Source organism: Xenophilus sp. Marseille-Q4582, from assembly GCF_916700565.1.
GTDB lineage: Bacteria > Pseudomonadota > Gammaproteobacteria > Burkholderiales > Burkholderiaceae_C > Xenophilus.
In genome coordinates, this window is the sequence record NZ_CAKAKO010000003.1 from 553561 (window position 1) to 569108 (window position 15548).

General features: G+C 69.9%; 20 protein-coding genes. 7 read left to right on the top strand and 13 right to left on the bottom strand.

Annotated elements, in window-relative coordinates:
* Positions 1-77: 77 nt before the first annotated feature.
* The 4 genes from LG388_RS13075 to LG388_RS13090 form a co-directional block, all read right to left on the bottom strand.
* On the bottom strand, positions 78-1079 hold the full coding sequence (locus LG388_RS13075) for a sulfate ABC transporter substrate-binding protein (RefSeq protein ID WP_225783165.1): 1002 nt from the start codon (positions 1077-1079) through the stop codon (positions 78-80).
* A complete protein-coding gene (locus LG388_RS13080; protein WP_225783166.1) occupies positions 1076-1657 on the bottom strand; it encodes an alpha/beta hydrolase in 582 nt (193 codons plus the stop codon). Before LG388_RS13080 ends, LG388_RS13075 begins: the two co-directional genes overlap by 4 nt.
* A gap of 11 nt (positions 1658-1668) precedes the next feature.
* A complete protein-coding gene (locus tag LG388_RS13085) occupies positions 1669-2310 on the bottom strand; it encodes a peroxiredoxin (protein ID WP_225783167.1) in 642 nt (213 codons plus the stop codon).
* A gap of 152 nt (positions 2311-2462) precedes the next feature.
* Positions 2463-3383 (bottom strand): LysR family transcriptional regulator, encoded by a 921-nt coding sequence (locus tag LG388_RS13090; RefSeq protein ID WP_225783168.1) that lies wholly within the window; start codon positions 3381-3383, stop codon positions 2463-2465.
* 142 nt (positions 3384-3525) lie between these two features.
* Here LG388_RS13090 and LG388_RS13095 point away from each other — a divergent pair, with 142 nt between their 5' ends.
* A complete protein-coding gene (locus LG388_RS13095; RefSeq protein ID WP_225783169.1) occupies positions 3526-4173 on the top strand; it encodes an FMN-dependent NADH-azoreductase in 648 nt (215 codons plus the stop codon).
* A gap of 122 nt (positions 4174-4295) precedes the next feature.
* On the opposite strand, the gene LG388_RS13100 is transcribed toward LG388_RS13095, so the two are convergent.
* A complete protein-coding gene (locus LG388_RS13100; protein WP_225783170.1) occupies positions 4296-5618 on the bottom strand; it encodes an NAD(P)/FAD-dependent oxidoreductase in 1323 nt (440 codons plus the stop codon).
* Positions 5619-5803: 185 nt separating this feature from the next.
* Positions 5804-6364: an NADPH-dependent FMN reductase gene (locus LG388_RS13105; RefSeq protein WP_225783171.1), complete on the bottom strand. Its 561-nt coding sequence runs from the start codon at positions 6362-6364 to the stop codon at positions 5804-5806.
* A gap of 262 nt (positions 6365-6626) precedes the next feature.
* On the opposite strand from LG388_RS13105, the gene LG388_RS13110 reads away from it, so the two are divergent.
* Genes LG388_RS13110 through LG388_RS13120 form a run of 3 tightly spaced genes read left to right on the top strand, consistent with a single transcriptional unit; the run spans position 6627 to position 8640 of the window.
* Entirely contained in the window at positions 6627-7244 is a 618-nt protein-coding gene (locus tag LG388_RS13110) for a flavodoxin family protein (RefSeq protein ID WP_225783172.1), read from the top strand.
* A gap of 60 nt (positions 7245-7304) precedes the next feature.
* Positions 7305-7925, top strand: a complete 621-nt coding sequence (locus LG388_RS13115; RefSeq protein WP_225783173.1) for a UdgX family uracil-DNA binding protein — start codon at positions 7305-7307, stop codon at positions 7923-7925.
* 49 nt (positions 7926-7974) lie between these two features.
* Positions 7975-8640, top strand: a complete 666-nt coding sequence (locus LG388_RS13120) for a DUF938 domain-containing protein (protein WP_225783174.1) — start codon at positions 7975-7977, stop codon at positions 8638-8640.
* On the opposite strand, the gene LG388_RS13125 is transcribed toward LG388_RS13120, so the two are convergent.
* The 4 genes from LG388_RS13125 to LG388_RS13140 all read right to left on the bottom strand — a co-directional run bounded on the left by LG388_RS13125 (position 8632) and on the right by LG388_RS13140 (position 12167).
* On the bottom strand, positions 8632-8835 hold the full coding sequence (locus LG388_RS13125; RefSeq protein ID WP_225783175.1) for a hypothetical protein: 204 nt from the start codon (positions 8833-8835) through the stop codon (positions 8632-8634). The two genes, LG388_RS13120 and LG388_RS13125, sit on opposite strands and share 9 nt — an antisense overlap.
* Before the next feature lie 38 nt (positions 8836-8873).
* Positions 8874-9800: a serine O-acetyltransferase EpsC gene (gene epsC, locus LG388_RS13130; RefSeq protein WP_225783176.1), complete on the bottom strand. Its 927-nt coding sequence runs from the start codon at positions 9798-9800 to the stop codon at positions 8874-8876.
* Positions 9801-9902: 102 nt separating this feature from the next.
* Positions 9903-11102: a YeeE/YedE family protein gene (locus LG388_RS13135; RefSeq protein WP_225783177.1), complete on the bottom strand. Its 1200-nt coding sequence runs from the start codon at positions 11100-11102 to the stop codon at positions 9903-9905.
* A 177-nt stretch (positions 11103-11279) separates the two neighbouring features.
* Positions 11280-12167: a sulfurtransferase gene (locus LG388_RS13140; RefSeq protein ID WP_225783596.1), complete on the bottom strand. Its 888-nt coding sequence runs from the start codon at positions 12165-12167 to the stop codon at positions 11280-11282.
* Positions 12168-12447: 280 nt separating this feature from the next.
* Between LG388_RS13140 and LG388_RS13145 the strand changes: the two genes are divergently transcribed.
* Together LG388_RS13145 and LG388_RS13150 are read left to right on the top strand one after the other, a co-directional pair.
* Entirely contained in the window at positions 12448-13080 is a 633-nt protein-coding gene (locus tag LG388_RS13145; RefSeq protein WP_225783178.1) for an FMN-binding negative transcriptional regulator, read from the top strand.
* Between the two features lie 33 nt (positions 13081-13113).
* Entirely contained in the window at positions 13114-13443 is a 330-nt protein-coding gene (locus tag LG388_RS13150) for an antibiotic biosynthesis monooxygenase (protein WP_225783179.1), read from the top strand.
* Between the two features lie 35 nt (positions 13444-13478).
* Here the strand turns inward: LG388_RS13150 and LG388_RS13155 are convergent, their stop codons facing one another.
* Together LG388_RS13155 and LG388_RS13160 are read right to left on the bottom strand one after the other, a co-directional pair.
* Positions 13479-14264 carry an ABC transporter permease gene (locus LG388_RS13155; RefSeq protein WP_225783180.1) on the bottom strand — a complete coding sequence of 262 codons (786 nt, stop codon included), beginning with the start codon at positions 14262-14264 and terminating at the stop codon, positions 13479-13481.
* Positions 14264-14449, bottom strand: coding sequence for a hypothetical protein (locus LG388_RS13160; RefSeq protein WP_370630157.1), 186 nt, complete (start codon positions 14447-14449; stop codon positions 14264-14266). Before LG388_RS13160 ends, LG388_RS13155 begins: the two co-directional genes overlap by 1 nt.
* A gap of 92 nt (positions 14450-14541) precedes the next feature.
* On the opposite strand from LG388_RS13160, the gene LG388_RS13165 reads away from it, so the two are divergent.
* Positions 14542-14949, top strand: a complete 408-nt coding sequence (locus tag LG388_RS13165) for an ABC transporter substrate-binding protein (RefSeq protein WP_370630177.1) — start codon at positions 14542-14544, stop codon at positions 14947-14949.
* Here LG388_RS13165 and LG388_RS13170 read toward each other — a convergent pair.
* Positions 14915-15535 carry an ABC transporter substrate-binding protein gene (locus LG388_RS13170; protein WP_370630158.1) on the bottom strand — a complete coding sequence of 207 codons (621 nt, stop codon included), beginning with the start codon at positions 15533-15535 and terminating at the stop codon, positions 14915-14917. The two genes, LG388_RS13165 and LG388_RS13170, sit on opposite strands and share 35 nt — an antisense overlap.
* Between the last annotated feature and the right edge of the window lie 13 nt (positions 15536-15548).

The window sequence follows — 15548 nt, forward strand, 5'->3', positions numbered from 1 at the left end:
GTGAAAGGGATGCGTGGCCGGCGGGCGGCGCGGCGCCGCAGGGCCGGCCGCCAGCGGCCGCTCCCCGGCGCGGCGGCTTACCTGCCGGGCGTGTAGATCTTGTCGAACTGGCCGCCGTCGTTGAAGTGCACCTTCTGCGCTTCGCCCAGGCTGCCGAACAGTTCCTGCACCGTGAACAGCTGCAGCGGCTTGAACTGGGCGGCATGCTTCTTCAGCACGGCCTGCGAGCGCGGGCGCAGCGCATGCTTGGCCGCGATTTCCTGCGCCTCGTCGGTGTAGAGGAAATCGAGGTAGGCCTTGGCGACCTCGGCCGTGCCCTTCTTGGCCACGGTGCGTTCCACGACAGCCACCGGGTTCTCGGCAATGATGCTGATCGAGGGGTACACGGCATCGACCTTGCCGGCGCCGAATTCACGGTCCACCGACAGCGACTCGGATTCGAAGGTCACCAGCACGTCGCCGATGTTGCGCTGCAGGAAGATGGTGGTCGCGTCGCGGCCGCCCTTGCCCAGCACGGGCACGTTCTTGAACAGCTTGCCCACGAACTCCGCGGCCTGCGCGTCGGTGCCGCCCTTCTTCTTGATGTAGCCCCAGGCGGCCAGGTAGGTGTAGCGGCCGTTGCCGCCGGTCTTGGGGTTCACGACCACGACCTTGACGTCGGGGCGGATCAGGTCGTCCCAGTCCTTGATGGCCTTGGGGTTGCCCTTGCGCACCAGGAAGATCGAGGTGGAGATGGTGGGCGCCGCGTTGTCGGGGAAGCGCTTGGCCCAATCCTTGGCCACCACGCCGTTGCCCGCCAGGAAGTCGATGTCGGTGGTGGTGTTGAAGGTCACCACGTCGGCGTCCAGGCCGTCGTTGACGGCACGCGCCTGCGCGCTGGAGCCTCCATGGGCCTGGTCGATCCTGACGTCCTTGCCGGTGGTCTTCTTGTAGTGGGCGGCGAAGGCGGGGTTGATGTCCTTGTAGAACTCGCGCGCCACGTCGTAGGAGGCGTTCAGCAGCGTGGTCTGCGCCAGCGCGCCCGCGGCCGACAGGGTCAGGGCCGCGCCCAGGAGGATGTTCTTGATCTTGAAATTCATGGCGTGGCCAAGGTTGAGAAATTGTCGTGATTGTCCGCATCCAGCAGCCGGCTGGGCGTGAGGGTCAGGGATTCCAGCAGCGCGAGCCCCAGCGGCCAGTCCCCGTGGCCGGATTCCACGTTGATGTGGCCGGCCTTGGGCACGCGCACGAACTCGCTGCCCCAGGCCCGCGCATAGGCGCCGGCCAGGCGCACCGGGCAGTACGGATCATCGGTGCTGGCCACCACGATGCTGCGGTAGGGCAAGGGCGCATGCGGCACCGGGGCGAAGTCCGACAGCGCGGCGCGGCGCTCCGGATCGGCGGGCGCCACCAGCAGCGCACCGGCGATGCGGGCCGCGGCCTCGGCGCCCAGGTGGGCGGTGGCGATGCAGCCCAGGCTGTGGGCGGCGATCACCACCGGCGCGGGCTGCGCAAGGATCAGCTTCTCCAGCGCGGCGATCCAGGCCGCGCGCCGCGGCGACACCCAGTCGTCCTGCACCACGCGCACGGCCGACTGCATGCGCTCCGCCCACAGGCTCTGCCAGTGGCCGGGGCCGGAGTCGCGCCAGCCGGGAGCGATGACGATGGGTGTGCGCACGGCGCTCGGGCTTACTTGTTGGGCTGCGGCGTCACGCGCAGGTAGGGGCGCACGGCGTTCCAGCCCTTGGGGAAGCGCTCCTTGAGCTCGGCCGGATCCTGCAGGCTGGGCACGATCACCACGTCGTCGCCGTCCTTCCAGTCGGCCGGCGTCGCCACCTTGTGGCTGTCGGTCAGCTGCAGCGAATCGACCACGCGCAGCAACTCGTCGAAGTTGCGGCCCGTGCTGGCCGGGTAGGTCAGCGTGGCGCGGATGGTCTTCTTCGGGTCGATGAAGAACACGCTGCGCACGGTGGCCGTGGCCGAGGCGTTGGGGTGGATCAGGTCGTACAGCTCGGACACCTTGCGGTCCGCGTCGGCCAGGATCGGGAAGTTCACCGTGGTGTTCTGCGTCTCGTTGATGTCGCCGATCCACTGCTGGTGCTTGTCCACCGGGTCCACGCTGATGGCGATGGGCTTGACGCCGCGCTTGGCGAATTCGCCGCCCAGGGCGGCCGTGCGGCCCAGCTCCGTCGTGCACACGGGCGTGAAATCCGCCGGATGCGAGAACAAGATCACCCAGGAATCACCGGCCCATTCATGGAAACGGATCGGGCCTTCGGACGACTCCTGCGTGAAGTCGGGGGCGATGTCGCCCAGACGCAAAGTGGCCACGGCAGCACTCCTTCATGTGTAACAGGCAGGCATTGTCCGGAGGCCACCATCGATCTCAAACGAATATCTCTTTGTTTGAATATGCACCAGAATGCATATGAACACCGCCGGCGCGGCATGTGGCGGCGGTCCGGCAGTTCGCAGCGCCCCGCTCAGCCGGCCAGCAGGTGCGGCTCGTCGGCTTCCAGGTGCTCGGCGAGGAAATCCAGCAGCCGGCGCACGGCCGGCACCAGCGCGCGGCGCGGCGGGTACATGGCATGCACGATGCCGCCGGGCGGCTGCCAGCCGGGCAGCGCCTCCACCAGGCGGCCGGTGCGCAGGTCCTCGCGGCACAGGTAGTCGGGCAGCAGGCCGGCCCCGACCCCGCCGAGGATCGCGAAGCGCAGCGTCGCCAGGTCGTCCGCGAGGTAGCGCGGCGGCGCAGGCAGGTACTGGAAGGTGCGCCCGCCGGGGCCGTGCAGCAGCACGCCGGCCTTGGCGTCGACGGCCGACATGCTCACGCTTTCCAGCTTGCCCAGATCCTCGGGACCGCGCAGCGCCTGCCGGCGCGCCAGCACCCCGGGCGTGGCCACCAGCATGCTGCGGCTGATGCCGAAGGTGCGCGCCGCGAGCGTGGCACTGTCCTCGATGGCCATGCGCACGCGCAGCGCGATGTCCATGCCTTCCTCCACCGGGTCCACGGGGCGGTTCAGCACGCGCATCTCGATCTGCACGCCCGGGTGGCGGCACAGGAACTGGGGCAGCAGCGGCCCCACGCTGCTTTGCGCCAGCGTGACCGGGCAACTGATGCGCACCACGCCGCGCGGCTCCTTCTGCACCTGGGCCACGGCCTCGGCGCCGGCCTCGGCCGTGTCGCGCACGCCCACGCAATGGCGCAGGTAGATCTCGCCCGCCTGGGTGAGCGACAGCCGGCGCGTGCTGCGCTGGAGCAGTTGCACGCCCAGCTGCGATTCCAGCTCCGCCACACGCCGCGACAGCCGCGACTTGGGAATGCCCAGCGAGCGGCTGGCCGCCGTGAAGCCGCCGCGCTCGGCCACTTCGGCAAAGAAGAGCATGTCGTTGAGGTCGATCATGGGCCGGATTGTCCTGCCAAGAGAACGCGCCGTCTTCGTTTTGGCGGCTTCTCGCACATTGGTCGCGTCCATAGACTTCTTTTCATCGGCCGGCACGGTGCGCGGCCTTCCTCACAGCCCCCCATCCCACAAGGAAAGCATCATGAAACTGCTTCACGTCGACTCGAGCGTCCTGGGCGCGAACTCCGTCTCCCGCCTGCTCACGGCCGAAACCGTGGCCCAGTGGCAGGCCAGCCATCCGGGCACCACGGTCGAGTACCTCGACCTGGCCGTGGACGCGCCCAGCCATTTCGACGCGAATGCCCTGGGCATCAAGATCGGCCAGCCGGCCCAGCCCACCGAGGCGCAGCTGCGCGAGAACGCCGTGTCCGAACGCCTGGTGAGCCAGTTCCTGGCGGCCGACGTGGTCGTGGTGGGCGCCCCGCTCTACAACTTCAGCATTCCCAGCCAGCTCAAGGCCTGGATCGACCGGCTGGCCCAGGCCGGCCGCACCTTCAAATACACGGACCAGGGCGCCGTGGGCCTGGCCGGCGGCAAGACGGTGATCGTGGCCTCCAGCCGCGGCGGCGTGTACTCCACCTCCGAAGGCGGCCAGGCCGCCGAGCACCAGGAAAGCTACCTGAAGGTGGTGTTCGGCTTCTTCGGCATCACCGACGTGCGCTTCGTGCGCGCCGAGGGCCTGGCGCTGGGCGAGGCGCCCAAGGCCGCGGCCCTGGAATCGGCCCGCGCCGACATCCGCGCCGTGACGGCCGAGGCGGCCAACCAGGCGCAGGCGCAGCAGGCCGCCTGATCGCGCCGACGGGGCCCGGCGCGGCGCCGGCCGCGGGTGGGCCGCTCCCTGCGAGAACGCCGGGCTTGCCCGGCGTTTCGCTGTCTGCACGGAAGCGGCTCCGGGGCCGGGGCTCAGGTCCCTCAGGTCTTGTGCACCGTTTCGCCGCGCAGCGGGCCGTGGTCCTGGATGTTGAAGGCGCGGCGCTTCCAGCCCGCGTAGGTGCGGCGCCAGTTGGTCACCGAGATGAAGTAATAGACCACCTTGAACATCAGCACCGAGCGCCGGAAGCCGCGCTTGGGCGCGAGGTCGGCCGCCAGCAGCGACAGCAAGCCGCGCTTGATGTTGAAGATGTTGCGCGGGTGCATGAACATGTCGCGGATCGTCGGGTTGGTCACCCGGTAGATAAACCACGAGTACTTCTTGGGCACTTCGCGCATCAGCCGCTCGTAGCGTGCCCGCGCGGCCGGCAGCTCGCCCGGCCGGTCCAGCGCCGTGGCCACCACGTCGGCGCCTTTCTGCGCGCTCAGCATCGCCAAGTACACGCCGGTGGAGAACATCGGATCGATGAAGGTGAAGGCATCGCCCACCATCAGGTAGCGCTCGCCCGTCGCATGCGTGCTGGCGTAGGAGAAATTGCCCGTCGCATGCACCTCGTCGCCGATCAGTTCGGCGTCCTTGAGCCGGTCCTGGAGTTCCGGCGCCATGGCGATGGTGTCGAAGAAGAAATCCTTCATCGGCTTGTCGCGCGACTTCAGGTAGTAGGACCAGCACACCGCCCCCACGCTGGTGGCGCCGTCGGCCAGCGGAATGAACCAGAACCAGCCATGCTCGAACCAGCAGATGGTGATGTGGCCTTCGTCGCGCCCTTCGAGCCGGCGCGCGTTGCGAAAGTGGCCGAAGATCGCCGTGCTGTTGTGCCGCGGGTTCTTCTGCTTGCTCTTGAGCTTGTTGGCCAGCAGCGTGTCGCGGCCGCTGGCGTCCACCACGAAGCGGGTGCGCCAGGCGCTGCGGCTGCCGTCCTTCATCACGGCGCGCACGGTGGCGCCTTCGGCGTCGAACTCCACCTCGCGCACCTGGGCGCCTTCGATGGCGAGCGCGCCCTCCTTTTGCGCATGGCGGAACAGCAGCTCGTCCAGATCGGAGCGGCGCACCTGCCAGGCCAGGCCCTTGTCCGGATCCAACCCGTCGCCGAATTCGACCTTGCTGGTGTAGGGCAGGTCCGGCGGCACGAACTCGATGCCGTACTTGGGCATGCCGATGCGATCCACCTGCTCGCGCACGCCCAGCAGGTCGAACAGCTCGCCATTGCCCGGCAGCAGCGATTCGCCGATGTGGAAGCGCGGGTGCTGGTCCTTTTCCAGCATGACCACCCGGCGCCCCTGGCGCGCCAGCAAGGTGGACATGGTGGCGCCACCCGGCCCGCCGCCGATCACCAGCACATCGCACTGCTGCAACTCGTCCATAGCCCGCACTCCGCAAAAGGAAATTGACAGAACGCCGCATTCTGCCCGCTCGGCAGGGCGATCCGGTGCCGCTGCGGCCCTCTCGCGGCGCCGGCCTGGCGCCCGACTTCCCGTTCCAGGTGGGCGCGCACGGCCCTCCCTGAGGGGCCCGGCCAGGGCCCCGTGCCGGGCCGTGCCGCCTGCGGTCAGGCCGAAGCGTGCGCCTTGACCCAGGCCACGTAGCGGTCCATCCAGCCCTGCAGGAACTGGCGGCTGCCTTCGTTGCCGATGTGGCCCTTGTCGTCGAACAGGTCGTCCTTGGCCTGCAGGAAGACCTCGGGCTGGCCCAGCGTGGGCACGTCCAGGTAGGCCAGGATGTTGCGCAGATGCTGCTGCGCGAGCGCGGTGCCGATGGTGCCCACCGAAACCCCCACCACGCCCGCCGGCTTGCCGCCCCACACGCTCTGGCCATAGGGACGCGAGCCCTGGTCCAGCGCGTTCTTGAGCACGCCGGGAATCGAGCGGTTGTACTCGGGCGTGACGAACAGCAGGCCCTGCGCCGCCGCGATGCGGCTCTTGAAGGTCTGCACCTCGGCCGGCTGCTTGCCGTCCAGGTCCTGGTTGTACAGCGGCAGCGTGTCGATGCGCACGTGCTCGAAGCTGAACTCGGGCGGCGCCAGGTGCGCGAGCGCGAGCGCGAGCTTGCGGTTGAGCGAATCGGCGCGGATGCTGCCCACGATGACGGCGATCTGGTATGGCTGGCTCATTCGGACTCCTTTGGATTCGGTCGGGTGAACACGGCGCGCCGGTCGGGTCGGATCCGCCGGAGCAGCGGACACTATGGCACAGAGCCCTGGCCGGCACACGGCCGGGGCCGCAGCGCCCTGCCTGGCGCACGCCGCTCTCTCGCCGTCCGACAACGGCTGTGGGCCCGGTCCCTCTCGCGCAAGCCGTGCCGCGCGTGCTTTGCTTGGCCCATCGCACCTGCCGCCGATACGGCGGTGCGATGGAACCCGACCGGAGAACGCCATGCTTCGCGCCCTGACCCTCAACTGCACGCTCAAGCCCACCGCCAGGGAGCCGCGCTCCTCCACCGCCCGGCTGCTCGGCGAGCTCGAGGCGCAATGGCGCCCGCTGGACGTTGAAGTGCAGACCCTGCGCATCGCCGACCTCCACATCCTGCCCGGCGTGACGTCGGACGAAGGCCCCGGCGACGACTGGCCCGAGGTGCGCCGCCGCATCATGGCGGCGGACATCCTCGTGATCGGCACGCCCATCTGGCTGGGCCAGCCGTCCAGCCTGTGCAAGCGCGTGCTGGAACGCATGGATGCCTTCCTCAGCGAGACGGACGAGCGAACCGGCCACATGCCCACCTACGGGAAGGTGGCCGGCGTGGCCGTGGTCGGCAACGAGGACGGCGCGCACCACGTCTGCGCCGAACTGTTCCAGGCCCTGGCCGACGTGGGCTTCACCGTGCCCGCCAGCGCCTCGACCTACTGGGTGGGCGAAGCCATGGGCCGCCAGGACTACATCGCGCTGGACCGGACGCCCGAGAAGACGGCGGGCACCACGCGCACGCTCGCGCGGCTCACCGCGCACCTCGCGCGCCTGCTCCAGGCCTCGCCCTACCCATCCCTCAAGCAATGATCCGGAGGACCGCACCCCGTGCCCATGGTGCGCCGCAACGCCCTCCCCGCCTCTGACCGCATGCCTGCCACCATCTCCAGCCTGCAGGAGCTGAGCGCGGCCACCCACGCCTGCCGCGAATGCCCCCTGGGCGCTCCCGCGACGCAGTCGGTGATCGGTGAGGGGCCGCTGCATGCGCGGCTCATGGTGGTGGGCGAGCAGCCGGGCGACAAGGAAGACCTCGCGGGCCGGCCCTTCGTCGGCCCCGCCGGCCGGCTGTTCGACCGCGCTGTGGCGCAGCTGGGCTGGTCGCGCGAGCAGCTGTACGTGACCAACGCGCTGAAGCATTTCAAGTACGAACTGCGCGGCAAGCGGCGCATCCACAAATCGCCCGCCCAGCGTGAGGCCGAAGCCTGCCACCACTGGCTCGAAAGCGAGATCGCGCTGGTCGGGCCGGAGGCTTTCATTGCGCTGGGCGCCGTGGCGGCCCGCTCGCTGCTGCGGCGGCCGGTGGCGGTGACGCGCGAGCGCGGCCACTGGCTGGAGGACCCGGCCGGCCGGCGCGTGCTGGTGACGCTGCATCCGTCCGCGCTGCTGCGCGGCGATCCGGCGCAGAAAGCGGCGGCCTGGCAGGCGTGGCTCGCCGACCTGTCGCTGGCGTCGCAGGTCTTCGAGGCGCGCGCGAGGGCCGCGCGGAGGTGACGGCGCTGGAGCGCCCAGGCCGCCCCGGCCCTGCTGCTACCGTCGCGCCATGAATGCCGCACCTCCATGTCCATCCCCGCCCCGGCAGCCCTTGCCGAGCAGCCCCGCCGCCGAGCGCAACAAGCAGCCGATCCTCGACGCGCTGCGCCTGGTTCTCGGCGCTCGCGGGACGGCGCTGGAAATCGCCTCGGGCACCGGCCAGCACGTGCTGTGGTTCGCGCAGGGACTGGGCGGGTGGACCTGGCAGCCCACTGAAGCCGACGCCGACCTGCTGCCCGTGATCGCGCAGCGCGTGGCCGGCAGCGGGCTGGCCAACGTGCGTGCGCCCGTGCGGCTCGACGTGCGGGACGCGCCCTGGCCCTCGGCCGGCGCGCCCTTCGCCGATGCCAGCTTCGACGCCATCTTCTGCGCCAACATGCTGCACATCTCGCCCTGGCCCAGCTGCGCCGCGCTGATGCAGGGCGCGGCCCGCCACCTGCGGCCGGGCGGCCGGCTGATCACTTACGGACCCTATTTCGACGAGGGCCCGGCGGCGCCGAGCAACCAAGCCTTCGACGCCGACCTGCGCGCGCGCAACCCGGCCTGGGGCATCCGCCGGCTGGACGATGTGGCGCAGGAAGCGGCGCGCGCGGGGCTGCGCCTGCAAGGCCGCCAGCCGATGCCGGCAAACAACCAGCTGCTGGTCTTCAGCGCGGCCGCGCCGGACTCAGCTTGATTCGAGCAGCGGGGGCCGCGTGAGGTCCTCGTCGATGCCCATGACCTCGCTCGCGCGTTCCACGGCCTGCCACAGTTGCGCGGGCATCTTCAGGATCTCTTCGGGCGTTTCGGCCTGCGCGATCCAGGCGCCGATCTGGCGATGCTGGTCGGCCGTGAGCAGGTCCAGGTGCAGCATCTCGTCGATGGTCTTCATGGGCTTGCGGCCACCCCTTGCCGGTTCATCCGTGCGCGTCAGCACTCGCCCGGACGCTGGCCCTTGGCCTTCTGCAGGCTGGCCTGCGTCATGCTGGCGCCGGCCGGCACGTCGTCGGTGATCCACACGTTGCCGCCGATGGTGGCGCCCTTGCCCAGCGTCACGCGGCCCAGGATGGTGGCGCCCGCGTAGATCACCACGTCGTCCTCCACCACCGGATGGCGCGGCAGGCCCTTTTGCAGGTTGCCTTCGGCGTCGGTGGGGAAGCGCTTGGCACCCAGCGTCACCTGCTGGTACAGGCGCACGCGCTGGCCGATGACGGCGGTCTCGCCGATCACGATGCCCGTGCCGTGGTCCATGAAGAAGCCCGGGCCGATGGTGGCGCCCGGGTGGATGTCGATGCCGGTCTGGCTGTGCGCGCGCTCGGTCACCATGCGCGCCAGCAGGGTCAGGCCCAGCTGGTACAGCGGGTGCGCGATGCGGTGGTGGATCATGGCGTGCACGCCGGGGTAGCACAGCAGCACCTCGTCCACGCTGCGCGCCGCCGGGTCGCCCTGGTAGGCGGCCATCACGTCGCTGTCGAGCAGGCGCCGGATGGCGGGCAGCTGGGTGGCGAAATCGCGCACCTTGGAGGCGGCCAGCGCCGACAGCTCGGCCGGGCTCTCGCTGCCGCCCGTGTGGCGCTGGGCGTGGCGCAGCTCCAGCGTGGCCTGGCCGTGCAGCTGGCGCAGCGCGGTGTCCAGCGTGTGGGCCACGTACAGGTCCTCGCTGTCCTGCAGCAGGTCTTCGGGCCCCAGGCGCAGCGGGAACAGCGCGCCGGTCAGCGATTCCACCACTTCGGCCATGATCTGGCGCGAGGGCAGCTCGCGCTCGCCGCCGGTCTGCGTGCGCTGCTGGGCATCGCGCCATTCGTGCCGCGCCGCCCGCAGGCCGCGCACGATGTCATCGATGGGGAAGGGATTCATGGGGAGGGATCCTGCGTTCTTCTGGGGCAAAGGCGCAGGATCGTACCGTCTCGTCGCCGGCCCGGCGCCGAGGGTCGCGGGATGGCCGCAATGGCAGTGGGTTCAGCGCGCCTTCCAGACCCCCTGGATGCGCAGCCCCGCCCACACGGCGAAGAACATGGACAGCGCGAACACCCAGCCCGACAGCGCGCCGGCCGAAATGCCCGAGAGCAGCGTGCCCACGGTGCAGCCCAGGCCGGTCATCGCGCCCCAGCCCAGCAGCAGGCCGCCGCCCAGGCCGCGCGCCACGTCGCGGCCGCTCGGACGGATCCAGCGGAACTGCCGGCTGGCCAGCGCGCCGATGAAGGCGCCCGAGACGATGCCCGCCAACAGCAGCGCATGGGGCGTGAGCCAGTTGGCGCCCGGCAGCGTGGCGCAGCCGGCAAAGCCGTCCAGGCCGTTGAGGCGCTCGGGCACCCAGCCCTGCGCCTGCGCGCCGGCGCGTGCCGCGCTGCCCAAGGTGGTGGTCACGCCCAGCGGGCGCATGCGCACGATGGATGCGGCCACGATCAGACCCACGCCCAGGCCGCCGATCCAGTACGGCCAGCGGCCCTGCCACAGGCGCCGCCAGGCTTCGGCAAGCGAAGGCACGCGGGGCGATCGCAGCGCAGCGCCCGCTTCCGGCGGCGGCGCCTTCTCATCCGCGAAGCCGCGCCACAACCAGGCCGCGAGGGCCGCCAGCACGCCCAGCTGCAGCACCAACGCACCGCCATAGCCCAGGTGCGCCGGCAGCCAGACCACGGGCGCATCGGCCACGGCGAGGCTGTAGAGCGGGTTCCAGGTGATGAAGCCCAGCACGAAGCCGGCCGCGCTGCCGACCAGCGCGAAGGGCGAGGCCGGCGAGCCCTCGGCCAGCCGGTACCAGTGCGCGCTGATGCACGAGCCCGACACCACCATGCCCGCCCCGAAAGCCAGGCCGGCGAGCACCAGCACCCAGCTCACGGGGCCGATGTGCAGGTCGGGCGGCAACTGGCCCGGCTGCGGTGCCGCCACCCAGCTGCCGACCACCACCGTGTAGCCCAGCAGCCCCACGGCCAGGGCCAGCACGATGGCCAGCAGGCCGCGCGGGTTGCGGTCCTCGAACCAGTCGCGCGCGTGGCAATAGAAGCAAAAGCGCGTGCGCTGCAGCAGCAGGCCCAGCAGCGTGCCCGCGCCCAGCGCGAAGACCAGCGTGCGGGCGCCGGCCAGCGGCGTGAGGAAATGCGCCGCCACCGGCAACGCCGCCAGCCACAGCAAAGCCGCCCAGGGAGAAATGGAACGCATGGAAGAGGCGTGAAGGAATGCGAAAGAAGGCAAATGAAGAGGGGCGCAAACGCAAAGGCCGCACGCAAAAAACGGCCCGCACGAAGCGGGCCGAACAGAGACACCCTCACCCAAAAAATCAGGGCCGCAGCAGCATGTGCGTGGCGCGCGGGGGCACGGCGCTGCAGCCTCGCCGCCTTACTTGGCGGCCCAGACCGTGCCGGCCGGGTTGGCAATGGGCACGCCCACCGCATTGCCGTACTCGGTCCACGAGCCGTCGTAGTTCTTCACCTCATAGCCCAGGATCTTGCTGAGCGCGAACCAGGTGTGGCTGGAACGCTCGCCGATGCGGCAGTAGGTGATGATGGGTTTGGAGCCGTCGACACCGGCGGCCGTGTAGAGCTTCTTCAGGTCTTCGGCCGACTTGAAGGTGCCGTCTTCCTTGACGGCCTGGCCCCAGGCGACGTTGGCCGCACCGGGGATGTGGCCGGCGCGGATCGCCAGTTCAGGCACGCCCGCGGGCGCAAAGACCTTGCCCGAGAACTCGTCGGCCGAACGGATGTCCAGCAGCTTGTGGTTCGTCTTGCCTTCGGCCGCCGCCAGCGCGTCGGGCAGACGTGCACGCAGGGCCGTGTTCACGGTGCCCACGCGGTAGGTGGTGGCCGCGTACTCGGGCGCGCGGTTGTTCAGCGGGCGGCTTTCGGCCTCCCACTTCTTGCGCCCGCCGTCCAGCAGCTTGACGTTCTTCACGCCATAGATGTCGAACACCCAGGCGCCCCAGGCCGCGAACCAGTTGTTGGTGTCGCCATAGAGCACCACGGTGGTGTCCGGGCCCACGCCGGCCTTCGAGAGCAACTTCTCGAAGTCTTCCTTGCTCACGATGTCACGGCGGACCTTGTCGTTCAGGTCCGTGTGCCACGAGAAGTTCACGGCGCCCGGCACATGGGCACGCTCATACACACCAGGATTGACACTGACCTCGATCACGCGCACGTTGTTGTTGTCCAGGTTCTGTGCGAGCCAGTCGGTGGTGACCAACGGGCCGGCGGGAATCGGGGTTGCGCCAAACGCCACGCCGCCCAGCATCACGCCCAAGCCCAGCACGACGGTCTGGCGCCAGCGGATGCGCTGCACGGTGGGGTTTGCGAGTTCAGTTTTCATCCTCGTCCTCTTCCTTTCGAGTGGCTGATGACCCCGCGCGGGATGCGCGGGCTGGGACGGAATCTAAAGAGCGGGCAGACAGAAGCAAACCAATAAGAACTGGTTTGCTTATCGCCAACTCATCCGAGCCGACGTGCCGTGCCGCGGCGCCTGGCCGCCACCGGTGATACCGTCGGCAACCCACCGCGTCCGTCACCCCGCGTCCATGTACATCCCCGCGCATTTCGCCGAAACCCGGCCCGAGGCCCTGGCCCGCATCATCCAGGCCCACCCGCTGGGCATGCTGGTTCACGCCTACGGCGGCCAATTCGACGCCGACCACATCCCCTTCGAGTTCGACCCCGACGAAGGCCCGCACGGCACCTTGCGTGCGCACGTGGCCCGGGCCAACCCGCTGTGGCAGCGCTGCGCCAACGGCACGCCCGTGATGGTGGTCTTCCGCGGCGCCGAAGCCTACATCTCGCCCAACTGGTACCCGAGCAAGCACGAGACCCATCGCCTGGTGCCAACCTGGAACTACGAGGTGGTGCACGTCCATGGCACGCTGAGCGTGCACGACGACGAGCGCTTCGTGCGCCGCATCGTCGCGCGGCTCACGCGGCGGCACGAGGCCGGCGAGCCCCAGCCGTGGAAGATGGGCGACTCGGCGCCCGAGTTCATCAACGAGCTGCTGCAGCACATCGTCGGCATCGAGATCGCCGTCACATCGCTCGAAGGCAAGGTCAAGCTGAGCCAGAACCGCGCGCCGCGCGACCGGCTGAACGCGGCCGACACGCTGGCCGCGCGCGAGCGCCACGACATCGCGCAGTCCATGCGCGGCGCCGGCCCGAATCCCTGACCCCCCCGCAGCCCTCCCGCTTCCACCACCTCGATGTACAGCAGCACCTTCACCTTCGCCAAGCGCGAGTTCGACGACGCCTTCCACGCACTGGACCAGGCCATCGCGCAGGCCGCCAAATCCATCCCCGGCTACCTGGGCGAGGAAAGCTGGGAGAACCCGGCCAACGGCCTGATCTGCAACGTGTACTACTGGGAAACGCGCGAGGCCTTGGAGGCGCTCATGCAGCACCCGATGCACCGCGCGGCCAAGGAACAGCAGGCGCGCTGGCTGCAGGGCTACCACGTGGTGATCGCGCAGGTCACGGGCTCGTACGGCGACGGCGGCATCCCTCACCCGCTGGCGCCACCGAAGCAGGGCTGAACCGACTCAAGCATCGGCCCGGACTGGGGCCGGTCTCAGCTGCTGTGCAGCCAGCGCGCGTGCACCCAGCGCGCCAGGTGGTCGAGCAGAAAGCCCAGCGCGCCGATCAGCAGGATGGCGGCCATCAACTCCGAATAGGCCAGCCGGTCGCGCGTGTCGAGGATGAAGTAGCCCAGCCCGGCCGACACGCCCAGCATCTCGGCCGGCACCAGCACAATCCAGATGATGCCGATGGCCAGGCGCACACCCGTGAGGATCTGCGCCGTGATGCCCGGCAGGATCACGCGCCACACGGTTTCGCGGCCCGTGGCCGACACGCTGCGCGCCAGCAGCAGCCAGTTCGGGTCAAGCTGCGCCACGCCGGCGGCCGTGCTCAGCAGCACCGGCCACACGGCCGCGAAGGCCAGCAGGAAATACACCGGCGCATCGCCCACGCCCAGCACCATCACGGCAATCGGCATCCACGACAGCGGCGAGATCATGCGCAGGAACTGGAACACCGGCCCGGTGGCCTGCGCGAAGCCGCGCCACAGGCCCGTGGCCACGCCCAGCGGCACGCCGAAGCCGATGGCCAGCGCCAGCCCGACGCCCACGCGCTGCAGGCTCAGCAGCGTGTGGTGCCAGATGTCGGCGCCCGTGACCAGGCCGGCCAGCGCCTGGAACGTGGGCCAGGGCGCGAAGGCGGCGGCGATGGGCGTGCGCGCCGTCAGCGCGACGCTGCCCGCCCACCACAGCAGGCCCACGGCCAGCAGGCCCGCCCAGGGCAGCAGCCAGCGCAGGCCGCGGCCCCCGGCCTTCTTGCCTGCAGCCGCGCCCGCCATCAGAGCGCGAAGACTTCCTGGCGGCTGTAGCTGGCCGGAATGCCGAACACCGAAGGGCCGCCCACGGCGTCGATGGCCTTGCGCACGAAGCGCTCGTCCACCAGGTCCTTGGCCACGAAGGAAGGCTCCAGCGCCTGCAGGAAGGCGTCATTGCCTTCGACTTTTGTCACCTTGATGGCACGCACCAGGCGCTCGGTGTAGCTCGGGTACGGGTAGGGCTGGAAGTCGATGCGGCGCTGCAGCCAGCATCGGGCCGAAGGAAGTCAACCTGGTGGTGATGGCGCCGGCCGAGATGGTGGCGGCACTGGCGGGCAAGGGCATTGCGGGCAACATCGTGGCCGAGCCCTTCAACGCGCAGGCCGAGATCGCAGGCGTGGGCAAGATCCTGCGCTTCTCGGGCGACGTGTGGCGCGACCATGCCTGCTGCGTCACCTTCCTGGCCGAGCGCGACCTCGCCGAGCGGCCTGAATGGGCGCAGCGCGTGACCAACGCGCTGGTCAAGGCGCAGCAATGGACGCTGAGCAACCGGCTGCAGACCGCGCAGTTGCTGTCCAGCAGCGGCCCGGGCAAGTACACGCCGCACAGCCCGCAGGCGCTGGCCAAGGTGCTGGCCGCCACCGACTATGCCGAGTACGAGAAGAGCGGCGTGGTCAGGCACAAGGGCTGGCGCCGCGGGCGCGCGTGACCGGCGTCAGGCCGGCATCGCGCAGCAGGTCCTGGAACAGGATGTTGTGGATCGAGTACCAGAAGGGAATGGCGAAGGTGCGGCCACCCAGGTCCTGAATGGTGTTGACTTCCGGCGCCACGGTGATGCCCGAGCCGTTGATGTGGTTCCACATCACGACCTTGGCCGGGAACCTGGAGCCGTAGCGCACCCACAGCGTGGCGGGCGACAGCAGGTGCACCACGTTGACCTGGCCCGAGACGAAGGCCTCGACGATCTGCGCCCAGCTGCGGAACAGGCGCGGCGCCTCCACCTTCAGGCCTTCCTTCTGGAACAGGCCGTTGCCATGCGCCACCAGCAGCGGCGTGGCGTCGGTGATGGGCAGGTAGCCGATCTTCACGGGCTGGTCATCGCCCTTGAAAGACTGGGCCATCGCATCCCCCGCCTTCAGCAGCCCTGCCGCACCGGCGCCGGCCAGAGCCGACAGGCGCAACATGTCGCGCCGCGTGAGGCCGCAGCCGCAGTTGGTGGAGGCGCACACGTGCGGCGACAGGCCATTGCCAGCGGCTTCTGTGCCGGCGCCCAGGGAAGGAAAGCGGAAAGTCATGGCGATGGATCAG